We start from the raw sequence: 16769 nt of genomic DNA on the forward strand, positions 1-16769 counted from the left end.
GAAAAACGTGCCGAACGGAATCCTGCTCGCCCTGCTCGCCTATGCAAGCTATTCGGGCAGCGATGCCGTTATCAAGAGCCTGGGCGGACAGTTCACCGTCTTCGAGATCGGCTTCTTCGTCACTTTGTTTGCCGGCTTTTTCCTGTTCTTCGCCCGCCCAGCGGGCGAGCGCTGGCGCGATTTCTGGCGCATGAAGCGGCCGTGGGCGGTGCAGGCGCGCGCCTGGGCCGGCATCGCGTCGGGCGTGCTCAGCGTCTATGCCTTCACCCACATTCCGCTTGCCGAAGTCTACGCGCTGATCTTCCTGGCGCCTTTGCTGGTGACCATCCTGTCCACCGTCATCCTGAAGGAAAAGGTCGGCCCCTGGCGGTGGCTGGCCGTGGTCGCCGGCTTTGCCGGGGTGATGCTGGTGGTGCGGCCGGGTTTTCGCGAATTGAACCTCGGCCACCTTGCCGCCTTCGTGAACGCCTTCCTCGCCGCGACCAGCGTCATCCTACTGCGCTCGCTCGCCCAACAGGAAAAGCGCACCTCGATGCTCGGCGTGCTCGTCGGCTACGGCCTGCTGTTCAACGGGGCCGGCGCCGCCGCCACCTCATTTACCTTGCCGAATGCCGTGCAGCTCGTCTGGCTGGCGATGGCCGGCGCCTTCACCGCGGGTGGACAATTCATGCAGCTGCTCGCCGCCAAATACGCCCCCGCCAACCGGATCGCGCCGACGCATTATTCGCAGATCGTCTGGGCGGTGATCCTCGGCGCGCTGTTCTTCCAGGAATACCCGGACTGGCTGACGCTGGTCGGCCTCGCGATCGTCGGCGGCTCCGGCCTGCTGACCATGGTGCGCGAAGAGGTAAGGCTCGGCACCGTGCGCTGGAACCCGTTTGCGCGCACCCGGCTTTGAGCCGGCGCCGGTTGCACGGTGGCCGTGACCGCTGATATGCGGACGCGATGACGACAAGATCCCTGCCGGAGCTCCCGGTATCCGCCGTGCTGCAGGCGCTGGGCGCGGCGCTGGCCGAACGCAACAGCGCCGTGCTGGTGGCGCCGCCCGGCGCCGGCAAGACGACGCTGGTGCCGCTGGCGCTGCTCGATGCGCCGTGGCTCGGAGCGGGCAAGATCGTTCTGCTCGAGCCGCGCCGGCTCGCCGCCCGCGCCGCCGCACGTCGCATGGCGCAATTGCTGGATCAGGAGCCCGGTGCGACCATCGGCTATGCCATGCGCATGGAAAACCGTACCTCGGCCAAGACGAGGATACTGGTCGTCACCGAGGGTGTGCTGGCACGCATGATCCTCGACGATCCCGAACTGCCGGGGATTTCGGCCGTTGTCTTCGACGAATTCCACGAGCGTTCGCTCGACGGCGATTTCGGTCTGGCGCTGGCGCTCGACGTGCAAGGCGCGCTGCGGCCGGATCTGCGGCTGCTGGTGATGTCGGCGACACTGGATGGCGCGCGCGTCGCAAAACTTCTGTCGGGCGCGCCGGTGATCGAAAGCGAGGGCCGCGCTTTCCCCGTCGACATAAGCTACGACGAACGGCCCGCCGGCGTCCCGATCGAGGATGCCATGGCCAAGGCGATCCGTGCCGCCCTTGCCGATGAGGGCGGCAGCGTGCTCGCCTTCCTGCCCGGCCAGCGCGAGATCGAGCGCACCGCCGAACGGCTGGCCGGCAAGGTCGGCGCCGACACCGACATCGTCCCGCTCTATGGCCAACTCGACGGCAACGCGCAGGACGCGGCGATCAAGCCGGCGCCGCCGGGCCGCCGCAAGGTTGTGCTGGCGACGTCGATCGCCGAGACCTCCATCACCATCGACGGCGTGCGTGTCGTCATCGATTCCGGCCTGTCGCGGCTGCCGCGCTATGAGCCGGCGAGCGGCCTGACGCGGCTGGAGACGGTGCGCGTCAGCAAGGCATCCGCCGACCAGCGCGCCGGTCGTGCCGGGCGCACGCAAGCCGGCGTCGCCATCCGGCTCTGGCGCGCCGAACAGACGGCGGCACTGCCTGCCTTCACGCCGCCGGAAATCCTCGAAGCGGACCTTTCGGGCCTGCTGCTTGACTGTGCCGCCTTCGGCGTCGCCGACCCGACCGGTCTCGCCTTCCTCGATCCGCCGCCGGCGCCGGCGCTCAACGAGGCAAGGGTGCTGCTGCGCGCGCTCCATGCCATCGACGAGGCGGGGCGTTTGACGCAAGCGGGCGCTTCGATGCGCAAGCTCGCTCTGCCGGTGCGGCTGGCGCACATGGTCGCCGAGGCCACGAAGAGCGGTCATGCCGGCGAGGCGGCCATGCTGGCCGTACTGCTCACCGAACGCGGCCTTGGCGGCGATGGCGCCGATCTGGAGCGGCGGCTGATGCGCTTTCGCGGGGAAAGATCGCCCCGCGCCACCGCTGCGCGGCAACTCGCGGAGAGGCTGGCCAGGCAGGTGGGCGGGACGAAAAACAGCGAAGCTGCACCCGCCGGTTCTCTTCTCATCAACGCCTGGCCGGACCGCGTCGCCAAGGCGCGTGGCGAGCGCGGCCGCTTCGTGCTGGCCAATGGCTCCGGCGCCATGCTCGATGCCGCCGACCCGCTGGCGGGCGAGCCGTTTCTGGTCGTCGCCGACCTGCAGGGCAAGGCGCAGAATGCCCGCATCGCGGCTGCCGCGGCAATAAGCGAGGACGACATCCGCGCCACGCTGGCCGACCGGATCGAAACACGCCGGCAAACCAGTTTCGATCGCGAGCGTCGCGCCGTGCGCGTGCGTGAAACCGTGCGCCTTGGCGCCATCACGCTCGCCGAACGCATGCTGCCGGCTCCTTCAGGCGCCGATGCCGACCGCGCCATTCTCGATGCGCTGCGCGAGCACGGCCTGTCGCTGCTGAACTGGAGCAAGGAGGCCGAGACGCTGCGCCAGCGGCTGTCCTGGCTGCATCGTGGCCTTGGGTCCCCCTGGCCCGATATGTCGGACGAAGCGCTGATCGAGCGCCTCGACGACTGGCTGCTGCCCTTCCTGTCCGGGGCGGCTTCCCTGGCCGCCATCAATCCCGGTGTCGTCTCGGCCGGTCTGGCCTCGCTCGTGCCGCACGAGCTGCAGCGCAAGTTCGATGCGCTGGCGCCGACGCATTTCGACACGCCGTCCGGCAGCCATGTGCCGATCCGTTATGACGGCGAATGGCCCGTGCTTGCGGTGCGCGTGCAGGAACTGTTCGGCCTCGACCGCCACCCCTCGATCGCCAACGGCACCGTGCCGCTGACGCTCGAACTCTTGTCGCCGGCGCACCGGCCGATCCAGACGACGCGCGATCTTCCCGGCTTCTGGCGCGGCTCCTGGGCCGACGTGCGCGCCGACATGCGCGGGCGCTATCCCAAACATGTCTGGCCGGAAAATCCGCTGCTTGCCGCCGCCACCGCCCGTGCCAAGCCGCGCGGCACCTAGCGCTTGCCCTCAAGCGGCTGTAATCCATGGCCATGATCAACATCCTGAACGCGCCCGATTTCCAGCAGAGCCAGCGGCTGCGCCTCAACACGCTGATCCGGCTGCGCTGGCTGGCCATTGTCGGCCAGAGCGTGGCGGTGCTCGTCGTCGCCTATGGGTTGAAATTTCCGCTCCCGGTCAGCCTGTGTTTTGCGCTGATCGCCTGTTCGGCCTGGATGAACCTGTTCCTGGCCTTCAGGTTTCCAGCGGCGCACCGGCTCACCCCGTTCGCCGCCTTCGGCATCCTGATCTTCGACAGCCTGCAGCTTGCCGGGCTGCTCTATATGACCGGCGGCCTGACCAATCCGTTCTCGCTGCTGATGACCGTGCCTGTCGTCATTTCGGCGACGTCGCTGCCCCTGCGCCTCACCGCCATCCTCGGCGGGCTGGTGATGCTGGCGGCGACCTTGCTGGTGTTCTTCCATCTGCCCTTGCCCTGGTATGAAGGCGCGCCGCTGGCCATGCCTTTCATTTACGTCGCCGGCATGTGGATGGCGGTGCTGTCCTCGATCGCCTTCACCGCCATGTATGCCTTTCGGGTGGCCGCCGAGGCGCGGCTTTTGGCCAATGCGCTTGCCGCCACCGAACTGGTGCTGCAGCGCGAACAGCACCTTTCGGCGCTCGACGGCCTGGCGGCCGCGGCCGCGCATGAGCTCGGCACGCCGCTCGCCACCATCACGCTCGTCGCCAAGGAGATGGAAAAGGCGCTCGGCAGCGACCCGAAATATGGGGAAGACGTGAAGCTGCTGCGCTCGCAAAGCGAACGTTGCCGCGAAATCCTCAAGCGCCTGACCAGCCTGTCGTCTGAGGGCGAGGCGCATCTGTCCCGCTTGCCGCTAACCTCGCTGGTCGAGGAGGTCACCGCGCCGCATCGCGACTTCGGCATCTCGATCAAGCTTCGCCCGGGCGAACGCACCGGGCCGGAGCCGGTCGGGCGCCGCAATCCGGGCGTGATCTACGGCCTCGGCAATCTGGTCGAGAACGCCGTCGACTTCGCCCGCAAGAGCGTCACCGTGCGCTGGAGCTGGGACGAGGCGACCGTCATCTTCTCGATCATCGATGACGGGCCTGGTTTCCCACCCGAAATCATCGACCGCATTGGCGAGCCCTATATGTCGACGCGTCAGGGCACCGAGGCCGGCGGCGGCCTGGGACTCGGCCTGTTCATCGCCAAGACTCTGCTCGAACGCTCGGGCGCCACGCTCGACTTCCGCAATTCGAGCGGCCTGGGCGAGGGCGCCGTGGTGCAGATTTCATGGCCGAGATCGGTCTTCCTGAACCCGGGAACGGCCCCGGCCACCATGTTTGACACTGCGTAGATTGGACAATAGCGGCGCAAAACTATATCTGCGTAAAATTAAGGCAGCAGGAATTCTTACGACGATGACAGGCGATGAAAATATTGGCGCAATGGTTGAAGGCGAGGACACCTCGCTTCTGATCGTCGATGACGACAAGCCGTTCCTCACGCGTCTGGCCCGCGCCATGGAAACCAGGGGGTTTGTGGTCGAGACCGCCGAGAGCGTCGAGGAGGCCGTGGGCAAGGCCCGCGCCAATCCGCCGGCCTATGCCGTGGTCGACATGCGGCTCGGCGACGGCAACGGCCTCGATGTCGTCGCCGCCATTCGCGAGAAGCGCGAGGATTCCCGCACCATCATCCTGACCGGCTACGGCAACATCGCCACTGCGGTGACCGCGGTGAAGCTTGGCGCCGTCGATTATCTGTCGAAGCCTGCCGACGCCGACGACATCTTCGCCGCCCTCACCCGCACCTCGGGCGAGCGCGCCGCACCGCCGGAAAACCCGATGTCTGCAGACCGCGTGCGCTGGGAGCATATCCAGCGTGTCTACGAGATGTGCGAGCGCAACGTCTCCGAAACCGCGCGCCGGCTCAACATGCACCGCCGCACGCTGCAGCGAATACTGGCCAAGCGCGCGCCGCGCTGAGACTGTTTGGAACTTCTACTCTGGCGGCCATCTGATGGCGTTTTCTGCGCTTCCCCGTTCTACTGCGTGCAGTAGAACTGAGCTCACGGAATGTCCGCTCCGCTCCGATTCTCGAAACCACCACCATATGACTCGCCAAAGCGAATTTCGAAACAGTCTCTGAGGCGCCGAGTACGGTCGGATACTTGTCCGGGGGGCAGAGTTTTGAGCATCATCGCAAGTGACGCGGCTTAACGGAGGCGACATGCAGGATTTGAAGCAGCGGCCGGTTTCCGTCTTTCGCGAATTCCTCGACAGCGAGGCGGCCGGCGGTATCATCCTGATGGTGGCGGCGGCACTCGCCTTGATCGTCGCCAACTCACCGCTCGCCGAAACCTATTTCTCCGTTCTCCATGCCTATCTCGGCCCGCTCAGCGTCTCGCATTGGGTCAATGACGGGCTGATGGCGGTGTTCTTCCTGCTTGTCGGGCTGGAGATCAAGCGCGAGATGCTGGACGGCCAGCTGTCGACCTGGCCACGCCGCGTCCTGCCCGGCATCGCGGCGGCCGGCGGCATGCTGGTTCCGGCGCTGGTCTATGTCTTCATCAACCGCAACAATTCAGCCGCACTCTCGGGCTGGGCGATCCCGACCGCCACCGACATCGCCTTCGCGCTCGGCGTGCTGTCGCTGCTCGGCAGCCGCGTGCCGGCTTCGCTGAAAGTCTTCCTGACCGCGCTCGCCATCATCGACGACCTCGGCGCCGTCATCATCATCGCCATCTTCTATACGAGCGGCCTGTCGCTGGCCTATCTCGGTGCCGCCTTCGCCGTCATTGCAGCGCTTGTCGTGCTCAACCGCATGCGGGTGATGACGCTGCTGCCCTATCTCGTGCTCGGCGCCATCCTGTGGGTGCTGGTTCTCAAGTCGGGCGTCCACGCCACGCTTGCCGGCGTTGCGCTGGCGCTGACCATTCCGCTCGAGCGCTCTGCCGGGGTCGGCCACGATCTCGATCATTCGCCGCTGCACCGGCTCGAGCATGGCCTGCACAAAATCGTGCCCTTTTTCGTCATCCCGATCTTCGGCTTCGCCAATGCCGGCGTTTCGCTCGCCGGCCTCAGTCTTGGCGCGCTGATCGAGCCGCTGACGCTGGGCGTCGCCGCCGGCCTTGTTGTCGGCAAGCTCGTCGGCGTGTTCGGCTCTTCGGCGCTTGCCATAAGGCTCGGCCTGGCCGACCTGCCGGCCCATACCGGCTGGTCACATATGATCGGCATCTCGCTGCTCTGCGGCATCGGCTTCACCATGAGCCTGTTCATCGGCCTGCTCGCCTTCGCCAGCGATGTGGCTCTGCAGGACGCGGTCAAGGTCGGCATCCTCGCCGGCTCCTTCGTCGCCGCCATACTCGGCGCCGCCGTGCTGCTGATGGCGCCGGCTGCGGGTGTTGCGGAAGAAGAGACGGAGTAGGGGCGGTTCGCCGTTCTGCGAACTACTCGCTTTCCCCCTCCAGCGCCGGTACCGAGACGCCGGCCAGCTCCGCCGCGAGCAGCCGCGCCGCACCGGCGCGCGCGATCCGCAGCATCAGCGCCTTGCGCGTTGCAGCCGCCATGCGATGCTCCGGTGCATCGCGCAGGATTTCGGCGCCATAGCCGTCGGAGAGGATGAATCCGCACTCGTCGGGAAAAATTTCCGCCGGCACGCCGGGATGGGTGGCGAAGAAGAAGCGGTCGGAATGCAGCCGGTAGTCGGGCCATTTGCGGTCGACCCGGAAATCCTCGATCGAGGATTTGATCTCGATGATCCAGATGTCGCCCTGCCTAGTCAGCGCCACGAGGTCGGCGCGGCGGCCGGTGGCCAGCGACAGTTCAGGCAGCACATGCGCGCCCATCGCCATGAGCAGCCGTTGCACGCCGCGCCGCACCAGCATGGCGCGTTCGGACTGGCGACCGTCGATGAGGGGGTTGATTGCGATAGGGGAAATGATCGGCATGGCAGGCACCATGCCAGATCTTGTTCACGGTTTGAACTCTTTTGTGATAGGCGATTATGTATTCGGGCAGACCTGCGACCGATGCCGGCCCATAGGGAAACGGTAGGAGGGAAGTTGAGTCTCTCCAGTGAACCGGTCCGGCCCTCTGCGGCTGACATCAGCTCGATTCACGCTGACGAACGCGTTGTTTTTCGAGGAACCGCTTGGCGTGTTCCCCCCACTCCGCTGCCGTTCAACATGGCGTCACCAAGCCCATTGGGCTGACGGTATGCCCTTCAAATCTAGCCTTCAAGAACCGATCCTGACTTCTTTTGGGTGTATCGGCCCTAAATATTCATCCCGTGAGAAAGTGCGGAATAGGTTCTGCTCTCTAAGCTGGCAATCCATGGGCGGGACTTCAGTCTCAATTGAGCTGAAGCTAATATGCATATAACTTAGGCGGTGCGGAGACGATCCCAAAGCCTGACCCGCAACGACCCGGCACGACCCCATGTCCCCCGACCTGCGAGCGTGCCGGGTCGTTCCTACGGGTGCGTGGCAAGCGGTGCATCCAAGGCGTGATCGCTCACGGAAAAATGGTCTGTCGATTATGCAATCGCTATGCCGGCCGATTAGGTTGGCGGACCCCAGCCCTAGGGGCCTTCCGTGATCGCGCAATATCCGGCTGGGGACAGTCTGGTATTCGTCTCTGTGGAGCCCTATGTCGTGGCGATCAACTTGCGTTCTTCACTAGAGAGCCGCAGGACTAAAGTCTTGCGTGCCGGTGTACAAAGGTCTGAGGGGACCTTTTAGGTTCCGCAAATGTCCATTGGACGTTCCGTTACTTTAGTTAGTCGACATGTAAAGGCTGACGGCCGGAAATATGCCTGGCGGAATGGCCGGCGCAGTTTGGCTTTGGGTCTAAAGGGGGCTGCGCCGGCCATTGCGGGTTTGGGCTTTTGGGTGTGATTTGTCCCGCGCCGATCAACCTATATGTATATTAGCAATCGCGCAAATAAGACTGAAGTCCCTGGTTCCACCGGACCAGGCCGGACTTCCTCATAGTCTTGACTTCCGCCAGCCAGCCTTCCGAGCTTCTTGCTCCGAACAGAACCAGCGTTCGCCCTTCCATAGGCTCATCCGGGTCTCGTTGTAATATTGCTGTCCGGGAACGTGATAGATGCGCTCGCTGGTATTGTAGCTGATGTTGCCCTTGATGTTGCAGCCTACGAGAGGCGGCCCGGCCTTGACGGCGATCAGGCTGGCAAGGGTGGCGATCGCCGCGGCAATCAATGTCCACCAGAGGGTGTTGCGCGAGGGACGCCGGCGCCGGCGACGCATGGCACGCCTTCGCCAGTAGTCGGAACGATTGTCGTAGCGAGACTTGTCCACTCGCCCTCCCGACGGGAGAATGCGGTCGTTGTGGCGATGGGTCTATAAGTACTGCCTAATTTAATGACGCGCCGTTCCGGCGGGCACGGGGCGAATAACGGCACCCAATGCGGCGCCTCACGGAAAGCCATCTCACTCGGCCTGGCTAAAATCCATTGCTAAGGTCGGCCATGGTCTCGCTGAGACGGTCCTGTCGCCAGGCGCAGCGGCCCCTGCCATGTCGTCCAGGATCGGGCAGTCCGGCCGCTCATCGCCATGGCAGGCGTGGATCAGCTTCTGCAGTGTCGCGCGCATCGACTGCAGCTCGCGCACCTTCTCCTCGATCGCCGTGACATGGGCGGCGGCGATCTCTCGCACGTCGGCGCTGGCGCGGCCGCGATCTTGGTAGAGCGCCATCAGCTGGCGGCAATCGTCGATGGAAAAGCCGAGGTTGCGCGCGCGGCGCAGGAAAGTCAGTCGATGGATGTCGTCACCGGAATAATCACGGTAGCCGTTGGCGGCGCGCGCCGGCGCGATCAGGCCGATCTCCTCATAGTAGCGGATGGTCTTGGCCGGCAGGCCTGAACGATGGGCGGCGTCGCCGACATTCATGGCGTGGTCCTCGATTTTGCGGGGCCTGCGATCGGCCCATTGAATTTCCTTCACAATCCGGTGAAGGCTGTTGCTGAAATGCCATAGTGATACGCTTACCAGCACGTAAGTCCCAGCATATAGGCATCGTGCGCTTGGCAAGCAAAGCAAATGCCAGCATGAATGAAAGCAAGAAAGCGGCCGACTCGTGCCGCTGACATTTGGGCAGGGCTCCGGATCACCTCATGCGCATGAAGTCGCTTGCAATAATTGCCGCATTGGCGCTCTCCACGGCCATCGCCGGTTGCAGCACCATCGGCGGGCAGATCTTCTCCAACGACTACGGCGCGGTGACCGATGCTGGCTACCAACTGCCGCGCGTCCCGATCGAAAAAGTGCCGAGGCAGTTTCACCGGCAGGAAGTGAACTACGACACCAAGGAAAAGCCGGGCACCATCATCGTCGATACGCAGAACAAGTTCCTCTACTTTGTCGAGGACGATGGCCGCGCGATCCGCTACGGCATCGGCGTTGGTCGCGAAGGCTTCGAGTGGCACGGCACCGCCCATATCGCGCTGAAGCGCGAATGGCCAACCTGGACGCCGCCTCGTGAAATGATCAAGCGCCAGCCGGAACTGGCGAAGTTCGCCGATGGCATGGAACCGGGCCTGAAGAACCCGCTTGGCGCGCGCGCCATGTATCTCTTCAACAAGGGCGGCGACATGGGCTACCGCCTGCATGGCAGCCCGGAATGGAATTCGATCGGCAAGGCGATGTCGTCTGGCTGTATCCGGCTGATGAACCAGGACATTATCGATCTCTATGACCGCACCTCGGTCGGCGCCAAGGTCATCGTGATGTGAGGACCAGGGTCCCTCGCGGGATCATGGTCAAACGAGAAGACAAGTTTCGTACGCGGACCGTCTAGGCAACAACGGACGTCCCAAACAGAAAACCGGGCAATTCGGCCCGGTTTTTTGTTTTTTGCGATTAAGGTCGTGCTGGCAATGGGAAGGTCAGGCGACCTGTTCGACCTGCTGCACTTCCGGCACGAAATGCCGAAGCAGGTTCTGGATGCCGTGCTTCAGCGTCGCCGTCGATGACGGGCAGCCGGCGCAGGCGCCCTTCATATGCAGGAATACCGTGCCGTTCTCGAAGCCGCGGAAGGTGATGTCGCCGCCGTCCTGGGCCACCGCCGGGCGCACCCTGGTGTCGAGCAGTTCCTTGATGGTGATGACGAGTTCCTCGTCCGCCTTGTCGTAGAATTCGCCGGTCTGGCTGGTCTCTGCGGCCGGGCCGCTTTTCGCCATGACAGGCGCGCCGGACATGAAATGCTCCATGATAGCGCCGAGGATCGCTGGCTTCAGGTGCTGCCAGTCGGGACCGTCCTTGGTCACGGTGATGAAATCGTAGCCGAAGAAGACGCCGGTGACGCCGGGGATTTCGAACAGCCGGCCGGCCAGCGGCGAGGCCGTTGCCGCACTGTCGGCATCGCGGAAATCGGCGGTGCCTTCCAGCAGCACTTCCTTGCCAGGCAGGAATTTCAGCGTCGCCGGATTGGGCGTCGATTCGGTCTGGATGAACATGGCCGTCTCCGTGCCCGTTTCGGGCAACTAGTTTGGAATAGTTCTAAATAGGCTTTATCGGCTGGACATTCAAGCGAAACACATCGCCCGAACGGCCGGCTGGCGGAATGTTTTTGCGCGCCCGTGGCGATGTTCCAAGGTGCGTTGAGATTCAGGTTAGGCCAAGTCGAAAATGGCTGATACCGAGAACCGGAGCGGAGCGTGCTTGAAGTACGTGAGCACCGGAAGCACAGGTATCAGCCATTTGCAGGCCGGCATCACCTGAATATCATCGTACCTAGGCGAGGCTGTCGATTTCCTCGTCCGACAGATTCTGCGGCACGACCGTGACCGGAATGGGGAAGGCCGCGCCCTTGCCGGCCACGGCGCCGACCAGCGGTCCGGGACCTTCCTTGCCGGCGCCGGCCGCCAGCACCAGGATGGCGATGTCCTGGTCTTCCTCGATCAGCTTGTGGATCTCTTCCGTCGGCTTGCCCTCGCGCACCACCATCTCCGGCTCGATGCCGAGCTTCTGGCGCACCTTGTTGGCATAGCCGTCGAGAGCCGCGCGCGCCGTGGCGTTCGCTTCCTCGCGCATGATCTTCTCGACGCCCAGCCAATGCTGGAAATCGTCCGGCACGATGACATAGAGCAGCACCAGCGTGCCGCTGGTGCTTTGCGCCCGCTTCGAGGCGTAGGCGACGGCTCGTTCGCACTCGGGCGTGTCGTCGATGATCGTCAGGAATTTCCTGCGATGACCGGCTTCGCGGCTGAGGCGTTTGGAGACCATGTCTATCTACCTAGTGTCGTGATTTCGAAGTTCGCCTGCTTTCGATATCGCGCTCCGAGCGAACTTCGAAATCAAAACGACACTAGAAATCAATAGTTTGCTCGTGTCCCTGATTTTGAAATTCGCATTGCCCTTGATATCCAACTCTGGCGAATTTCAAAATCAGCGACACGAGTGCGTATTCGGCCGCAATCTGCCACCGCCGCCGACCGGCGGCAAGCCGCCGACCTTCGGCCAGTATGTCTTGTGCTGGAATGGTGCGGTGCACTGACGATGCGGATCAGCCCTGCAGCAGGCCGATAATATCGCGCACCGTCTTCATCGTCGTTTCGGCGAGCACGCCGGCGCGTTCGCCGCCGTCCCTGAGCACCGCGTCGACATAGGCGCGGTCGCCTTCGATGCGGCGCATCTCGCCGGCGATCGGCGCCAGCTTCTCCACCGCAAGGTCGGCCAGCGCCGGCTTGAAGACTGAAAACTGCTGGCCGCCGAATTCCTTCAGCACGTCGGCCTTCGACATCTCGGCCAGCCCGGCATAGATGCCGACCAGGTTTTCCGCTTCCGGCCGGCTTTCCAGCCCGCTGACTTCGCTCGGCAAGGCCTCGGGATCGGTCTTGGCCTTGCGGATCTTTTTCGAGATGGTGTCGGCATCGTCGGTCAGGTTGATGCGCGACAGGTCCGACGGATCCGACTTCGACATCTTCTTCGAACCGTCGCGCAGGCTCATGATGCGCGCCGCCGGGCCGCCGATCACCGGTTCGGTGATCGGGAAGAAGCCGTTCACCGTCTCCTCGCCGACCTGCATCTCGACGCCGACGCCAAGCCGGGCGATGCGATCGGAAAAATCATTGTTGAATTTCTGGGCGATGTCGCGGGTCAGCTCCAGATGCTGTTTCTGGTCCTCGCCCACCGGCACATGGGTGGCGCGGTAGAGCAGGATGTCGGCAGCCATCAAAGAGGGATAGGCGAGCAGGCCCAGCGAGGCATTTTCGCGGTCCTTGCCGGCCTTGTCCTTGAACTGCGTCATCTTGTTCATCCAGCCGATGCGCGCGACGCAATTGAAGATCCAGGCAAGCTCGGCATGCTGCATCACCCGCGACTGGTTGAAGACGATGTGCTTCTTCGGGTCGATGCCCGAGGCAAGGAAGGCGGCGGTGATCGAGCGCGTCTGGTCGGCGAGGTCCTCATGGACCAACTGCGCGGTCAGCGAATGCAGGTCGACGACGCAGTAGATGCAATCGGACGTTTCCTGCAGGGCGACGAATTTCTTGATGGCGCCAAGATAGTTGCCGAGATGCAGATTGCCGGTCGGCTGGACGCCGGAGAAGACGAGTGGCTTGAAGGCGGACATGGGTTTCCTCATGGCTTGTGGAGGGCCGTATAAGCATGATTCCAAAAAGTTGCAGACTTTTTGGAGCCGATCATGCGGCTGGAAACCGCACGCGGCGAAAGTCTTGCGACGGCGCGCTTATGGACGAAGGGTGAAAAACCGGCAAGAGCTATCAGCAGGCCGGGCGGAACTTTGCCAGCAGCCGCGTGCCCTTTGCAACAATGCTTCGCCACCCCAACGGGGTCACCTCCATGTCGCCAACGCCGATGCCGTTGCGTGCCGCGGGTCTTTGCAATCTGGTGAGATGAAGCTCCAGGATCGTATGATCGTCCCTTCGCAGCGCCGTTTCAAACGTCGCTTGTGCGTTCCAGAGATTGCCTTCTTGGCGCACCTTGCCAAGGCTTGCCACAGCCGGCTGGCCGTTTACGGACAATTTGAGCTTGGTCAGCGCCTCGCGTAGAGGGTGCCGGATGTCCAGGCGAATCCGCGCCTTGCCGGCATATTTGAACGGCACAAGCAGCTTTGGCCGCGGATTGCGGCCGGCCCACAATACCCAGTCGCCGCCTGATTGGTGCGGAACCCAATCGAGTGCTTTTGGCGAGTTGTCCTGCTTGATGACCTCGCGCTGCCGGAGGTTGCGCAGATCCGGGCGGACGACGCCCTTGGCCATCGCATTCTGTGTCGAGACCTGACCATTTTCATAGCGCTCGTAGTCCGGATGTACGACGACCATGTAACCGCCGGCGGCCTTCGCCTTGGCCAGCTCGGACGCCAGATAGCCGTCATATCCCGGCCGGGCCATTCGCCGGACCATTCGTTCCTGCTCGTCCGAAGTGTGGCCCGTATAACTCAGGTAGCGGTGGCCGGCCGCGAACTTCTGGACGGTGATCCGCTGTGTCGAGACAAAATTCATCCCGAACCTTGCCGCCCGCAAAAGGAAATCCGCGTCAACGGGCGCTGTGATCTCTTTGGGATGGCGCCATTTCCCAATTCGATCGGCGACGTCGCGTCGGTGACCGAAACTGGAAGGCGGGAAGAAGTGCTTGAGAGCAGTGTCCGATTCGTCGAAGATGCCGGTCACCCACCGGAAATTGCTTGCCCTGGGGCCATGAAAGATCGCGCCGCTCACGGCAAAGTCCGGCTGCTGGGTGTGCCCGAAAAGATCTGCCAGTGCCTGGAGATGGTCCGGAGCCCAGATATCGTCATGACCGAGGTAGGCAATGTATCGCCCGCGCGACATCTCTATGCCTGCATTGTTGGGAAAGGCTTGGCTGCCGCCGCGCTCGGGCAGGTTCAACCAGCGGATTTGCGGGGACGCGAGCGCCCGAACCACATCCGCGGTATCGTCCGTGCAGCAATCGCCTACCACCAACAGCTCGAAGTCCCGGCAGGTTTGGCGCAGCACCGATTGTATCGACGGAAGAATATGTCTGCCGCGATTGTAGGTGGCCATGATGACGGAAAACGTGGTCATTTATTCGAATTTGTAAGGGATGCCCGGATGATCGAAGGGGATTCGTGATTTGTCCGGATGCTTGGGATCGTAGACGGTTGTCGGCATGTTGATGAATGTCGCGGTGCTCTTGCCCCGATTCTGAATCCCGTGAACGACATAGGGCGGAATCGTCAGCAGGATCTTGTTCGCCGCACCGACGTCGAGTACCTCCAGTTTTTGGTATGTCGGGCTATCCTCGCGCAGATCGTAGAGTACGACCCTGAGGTCGCCATTTGTATAGGCGAGCCGGTCGAACTGTCGCTTGTGATAGACCCACGCCCTGATCGATCCCGCCTCGGCCGATACCAGATAGACATGTGGCGGCGGGGTTATGGGCTCCAGCAGTGCCGACATGAGGACCGTAAGCTCGCCACGCTTGTCGCCCCTTGTAACCAGCCGCTGCATCCGAACGCCCGCTATCGGATTTTCACTGGAAATGTCTTCCAGAAGCGGAACGTTGTCTCCCCAAGGCTGATCATCAACAAAATCTTCGAGTGACAGCCTGTCCATCGAGCCCTCCAGCGTTAGTGGCAACGCAATCTAGGCTTGTCCTGCTGTCAGTCGGCGCCAAAGGCAATACACGAAGAGGCGATGGCGCCTCGGCACTAGCATATCCACAGGGTTTAAGGCGGTCGCATGGCATCCGCGGCGGCAGTATGAAGGGTCCGGTGATCGTCAGCCGAGAGGCGGCGATCCCTTACGCCCGATGTTTCTCCGGATCATGCCGAAATCGGCGCCGCCGGTGGCAAAGGCGGTGACGAAGTAGAGCAGCGCCCCGCTGGCCACCAGCGCCAGTAGCGTCGTCGCCTTGACCACCAGCGGCGAGCCCGGACCGAGCCTGACGGCCAGCCAGTGCTCGGCGAAATACAGCGCCACCGCCATCACCGCCGCCGACAGCACCAGTCGCGGAATGCGCTTCAGGAGCGGCACGTCGCGGCCCCAATGGCCGCGCCGGATCAAGACCGCAAGCAGCATCAGCGCGTTGACCCAGCCGGCCACGGCCGAAGCCACTGCAATTCCGGGTGCGCCCATCCTGGGAAACAGCGTCAGCGCGGTGGCGACGTTCACCGCCACGGAGATGGCGGCGAAGATCATCGGCGTGCGCGTGTCCTCGCGCGCGAAATAGCCCGGGGTGAAGGCCTTGATCAGCACGAAGGCCGGCAAGCCAAGGCCGAAGATCGCCAGGATCGCCGCCACGGTCGGCGTCGAATGGTTGGCGGCGAACGCGCCGCGCTCATAGACCAGCCGCACGATCGGCTCCGCCATCACCCACAGTGCCGCCGCCGCAGGCAGCGTCATGAACAGTGTGAACTCGACGGAGCGGTTCTGCAGATTGGCGGCCTCGATGAGATTGCCCGATTTCAGCGCCCGTGACAGTTCCGGCAACAGCACGATCGCCACGGCCACGCCGACCACCCCAAGCGGCAACTGGTAAACACGGTCGGCATAGGCAAGCGAGGACACCGCACTGTCCTGCGCCGACGCGATCGCCGTGCCGATCAGCTGGTTGATCTGGGTGATGCCGCCGGTGATCGCCGCCGGCAGGGCCAGGATCAGCAGGCGCTTGACGTTCGGCGTCATCTTCGGCCGGCGGAAACCGATCGAGATGCCGGCATTGCGCACCGCCACCCAGACGATGGCGAGTTGCACGAGCCCCGCCGCCAGAACGCCCCAGGACAGGCTGAAGCCGACAGCATGCGCATCCAGCCCGCGATACCAGGCATAACCAAGCACGCTGATCAGGATGATGTTAAGGAAAGCGGGCGCGATCGCCGCCGCGAAATAGCGGCGCAACGAATTCAGCATGCCGGCCATCATGGCCGCGAGCGACATGCAGATGAGATAGGGGAACATGATCGTCGCCAGCAGGACGGTCGTCTCGAACTTGCCCGGCGTGTCGGCAAAGCCCGGCGCCACCAGGTAGCGCACGATCAGCGGCATCGCCAGTTCCATGGCGATGGTCAGCGCCAGCAGCGCCGAGAACAGCACGCCGAACACTTCCTCGGAAAAACGCTTGGCCCCGTCGGTGCCGTGCGTTTCGATCTCCTTGGCAAACAGCGGCACGAAGGCGGCGTTGAACGCGCCCTCGGCAAACAGCCGGCGAAAGGTGTTGGGGAACTGGAAGGCGGCGTTGAAGGCGTCGGCCACCGGTCCAGTGCCGAGCGCTGCCGCCATCAGCATCTCGCGGCCGAAACCGAGCGCGCGGCTCATCAGCGTGCCGGAAGCGACGGTAGCGAATTTCTTGACGAGGCTCATGCGTTCGAAGACTGCCTGTGGGAGTGGGACAAGGTGA

Annotated in this window: 15 protein-coding genes; 6 read left to right on the top strand and 9 right to left on the bottom strand. The window is 63.5% G+C overall.

What is annotated here, in order from left to right; all coding sequences use genetic code 11:
* Nucleotides 1-7 precede the first annotated feature (7 nt).
* The 5 genes from MAFF_RS21735 to nhaA all read left to right on the top strand — a co-directional run bounded on the left by MAFF_RS21735 (nucleotide 8) and on the right by nhaA (nucleotide 6835).
* Nucleotides 8-898 (top strand): DMT family transporter, encoded by an 891-nt coding sequence (locus MAFF_RS21735; RefSeq protein WP_044548804.1) that lies wholly within the window; start codon nucleotides 8-10, stop codon nucleotides 896-898.
* A 47-nt stretch (nucleotides 899-945) separates the two neighbouring features.
* Nucleotides 946-3408, top strand: a complete 2463-nt coding sequence (gene hrpB, locus MAFF_RS21740) for an ATP-dependent helicase HrpB (RefSeq protein WP_010913119.1) — start codon at nucleotides 946-948, stop codon at nucleotides 3406-3408.
* Nucleotides 3409-3434: 26 nt separating this feature from the next.
* Nucleotides 3435-4766: an ActS/PrrB/RegB family redox-sensitive histidine kinase gene (locus MAFF_RS21745; protein WP_010913120.1), complete on the top strand. Its 1332-nt coding sequence runs from the start codon at nucleotides 3435-3437 to the stop codon at nucleotides 4764-4766.
* A 64-nt stretch (nucleotides 4767-4830) separates the two neighbouring features.
* Nucleotides 4831-5394, top strand: a complete 564-nt coding sequence (locus MAFF_RS21750; RefSeq protein ID WP_010913121.1) for an ActR/PrrA/RegA family redox response regulator transcription factor — start codon at nucleotides 4831-4833, stop codon at nucleotides 5392-5394.
* Between the two features lie 244 nt (nucleotides 5395-5638).
* A complete protein-coding gene (nhaA, locus tag MAFF_RS21755; RefSeq protein WP_010913122.1) occupies nucleotides 5639-6835 on the top strand; it encodes a Na+/H+ antiporter NhaA in 1197 nt (398 codons plus the stop codon).
* Nucleotides 6836-6857: 22 nt separating this feature from the next.
* Here nhaA and MAFF_RS21760 read toward each other — a convergent pair whose 3' ends face one another.
* The 3 genes from MAFF_RS21760 to cueR all read right to left on the bottom strand — a co-directional run bounded on the left by MAFF_RS21760 (nucleotide 6858) and on the right by cueR (nucleotide 9320).
* The gene (locus tag MAFF_RS21760) at nucleotides 6858-7358 is read right to left on the bottom strand and encodes an MmcB family DNA repair protein (RefSeq protein WP_157866038.1); all 501 of its coding nucleotides are present in this window, start codon (nucleotides 7356-7358) and stop codon (nucleotides 6858-6860) included.
* A gap of 1038 nt (nucleotides 7359-8396) precedes the next feature.
* A complete protein-coding gene (locus MAFF_RS21765; RefSeq protein ID WP_010913124.1) occupies nucleotides 8397-8729 on the bottom strand; it encodes a sunset domain-containing protein in 333 nt (110 codons plus the stop codon).
* A 132-nt stretch (nucleotides 8730-8861) separates the two neighbouring features.
* A complete protein-coding gene (gene cueR / locus MAFF_RS21770; RefSeq protein ID WP_010913125.1) occupies nucleotides 8862-9320 on the bottom strand; it encodes a Cu(I)-responsive transcriptional regulator in 459 nt (152 codons plus the stop codon).
* Nucleotides 9321-9544: 224 nt separating this feature from the next.
* On the opposite strand from cueR, the gene MAFF_RS21775 reads away from it, so the two are divergent.
* Nucleotides 9545-10162, top strand: a complete 618-nt coding sequence (locus MAFF_RS21775) for a L,D-transpeptidase (protein WP_010913126.1) — start codon at nucleotides 9545-9547, stop codon at nucleotides 10160-10162.
* A gap of 153 nt (nucleotides 10163-10315) precedes the next feature.
* On the opposite strand, the gene MAFF_RS21780 is transcribed toward MAFF_RS21775, so the two are convergent.
* The 6 genes from MAFF_RS21780 to murJ all read right to left on the bottom strand — a co-directional run bounded on the left by MAFF_RS21780 (nucleotide 10316) and on the right by murJ (nucleotide 16732).
* Nucleotides 10316-10885, bottom strand: coding sequence for a NifU family protein (locus tag MAFF_RS21780; protein WP_010913127.1), 570 nt, complete (start codon nucleotides 10883-10885; stop codon nucleotides 10316-10318).
* A 277-nt stretch (nucleotides 10886-11162) separates the two neighbouring features.
* Entirely contained in the window at nucleotides 11163-11654 is a 492-nt protein-coding gene (locus MAFF_RS21785) for a universal stress protein (protein ID WP_010913128.1), read from the bottom strand.
* Between the two features lie 280 nt (nucleotides 11655-11934).
* The gene (gene trpS, locus MAFF_RS21790) at nucleotides 11935-13002 is read right to left on the bottom strand and encodes a tryptophan--tRNA ligase (protein ID WP_010913129.1); all 1068 of its coding nucleotides are present in this window, start codon (nucleotides 13000-13002) and stop codon (nucleotides 11935-11937) included.
* 151 nt (nucleotides 13003-13153) lie between these two features.
* Nucleotides 13154-14455 carry a glycosyltransferase family 2 protein gene (locus tag MAFF_RS21795; RefSeq protein WP_010913130.1) on the bottom strand — a complete coding sequence of 434 codons (1302 nt, stop codon included), beginning with the start codon at nucleotides 14453-14455 and terminating at the stop codon, nucleotides 13154-13156.
* Complete coding sequence (locus tag MAFF_RS21800) at nucleotides 14456-14986, bottom strand: dTDP-4-dehydrorhamnose 3,5-epimerase family protein (protein ID WP_010913131.1); 531 nt, start codon at nucleotides 14984-14986, stop codon at nucleotides 14456-14458. It abuts the gene before it with no gap.
* Nucleotides 14987-15151: 165 nt separating this feature from the next.
* Nucleotides 15152-16732, bottom strand: a complete 1581-nt coding sequence (murJ, locus tag MAFF_RS21805) for a murein biosynthesis integral membrane protein MurJ (RefSeq protein ID WP_010913132.1) — start codon at nucleotides 16730-16732, stop codon at nucleotides 15152-15154.
* Between the last annotated feature and the right edge of the window lie 37 nt (nucleotides 16733-16769).

Source organism: Mesorhizobium japonicum MAFF 303099, assembly GCF_000009625.1.
Taxonomy (GTDB): Bacteria; Pseudomonadota; Alphaproteobacteria; order Rhizobiales; family Rhizobiaceae; genus Mesorhizobium; species Mesorhizobium japonicum.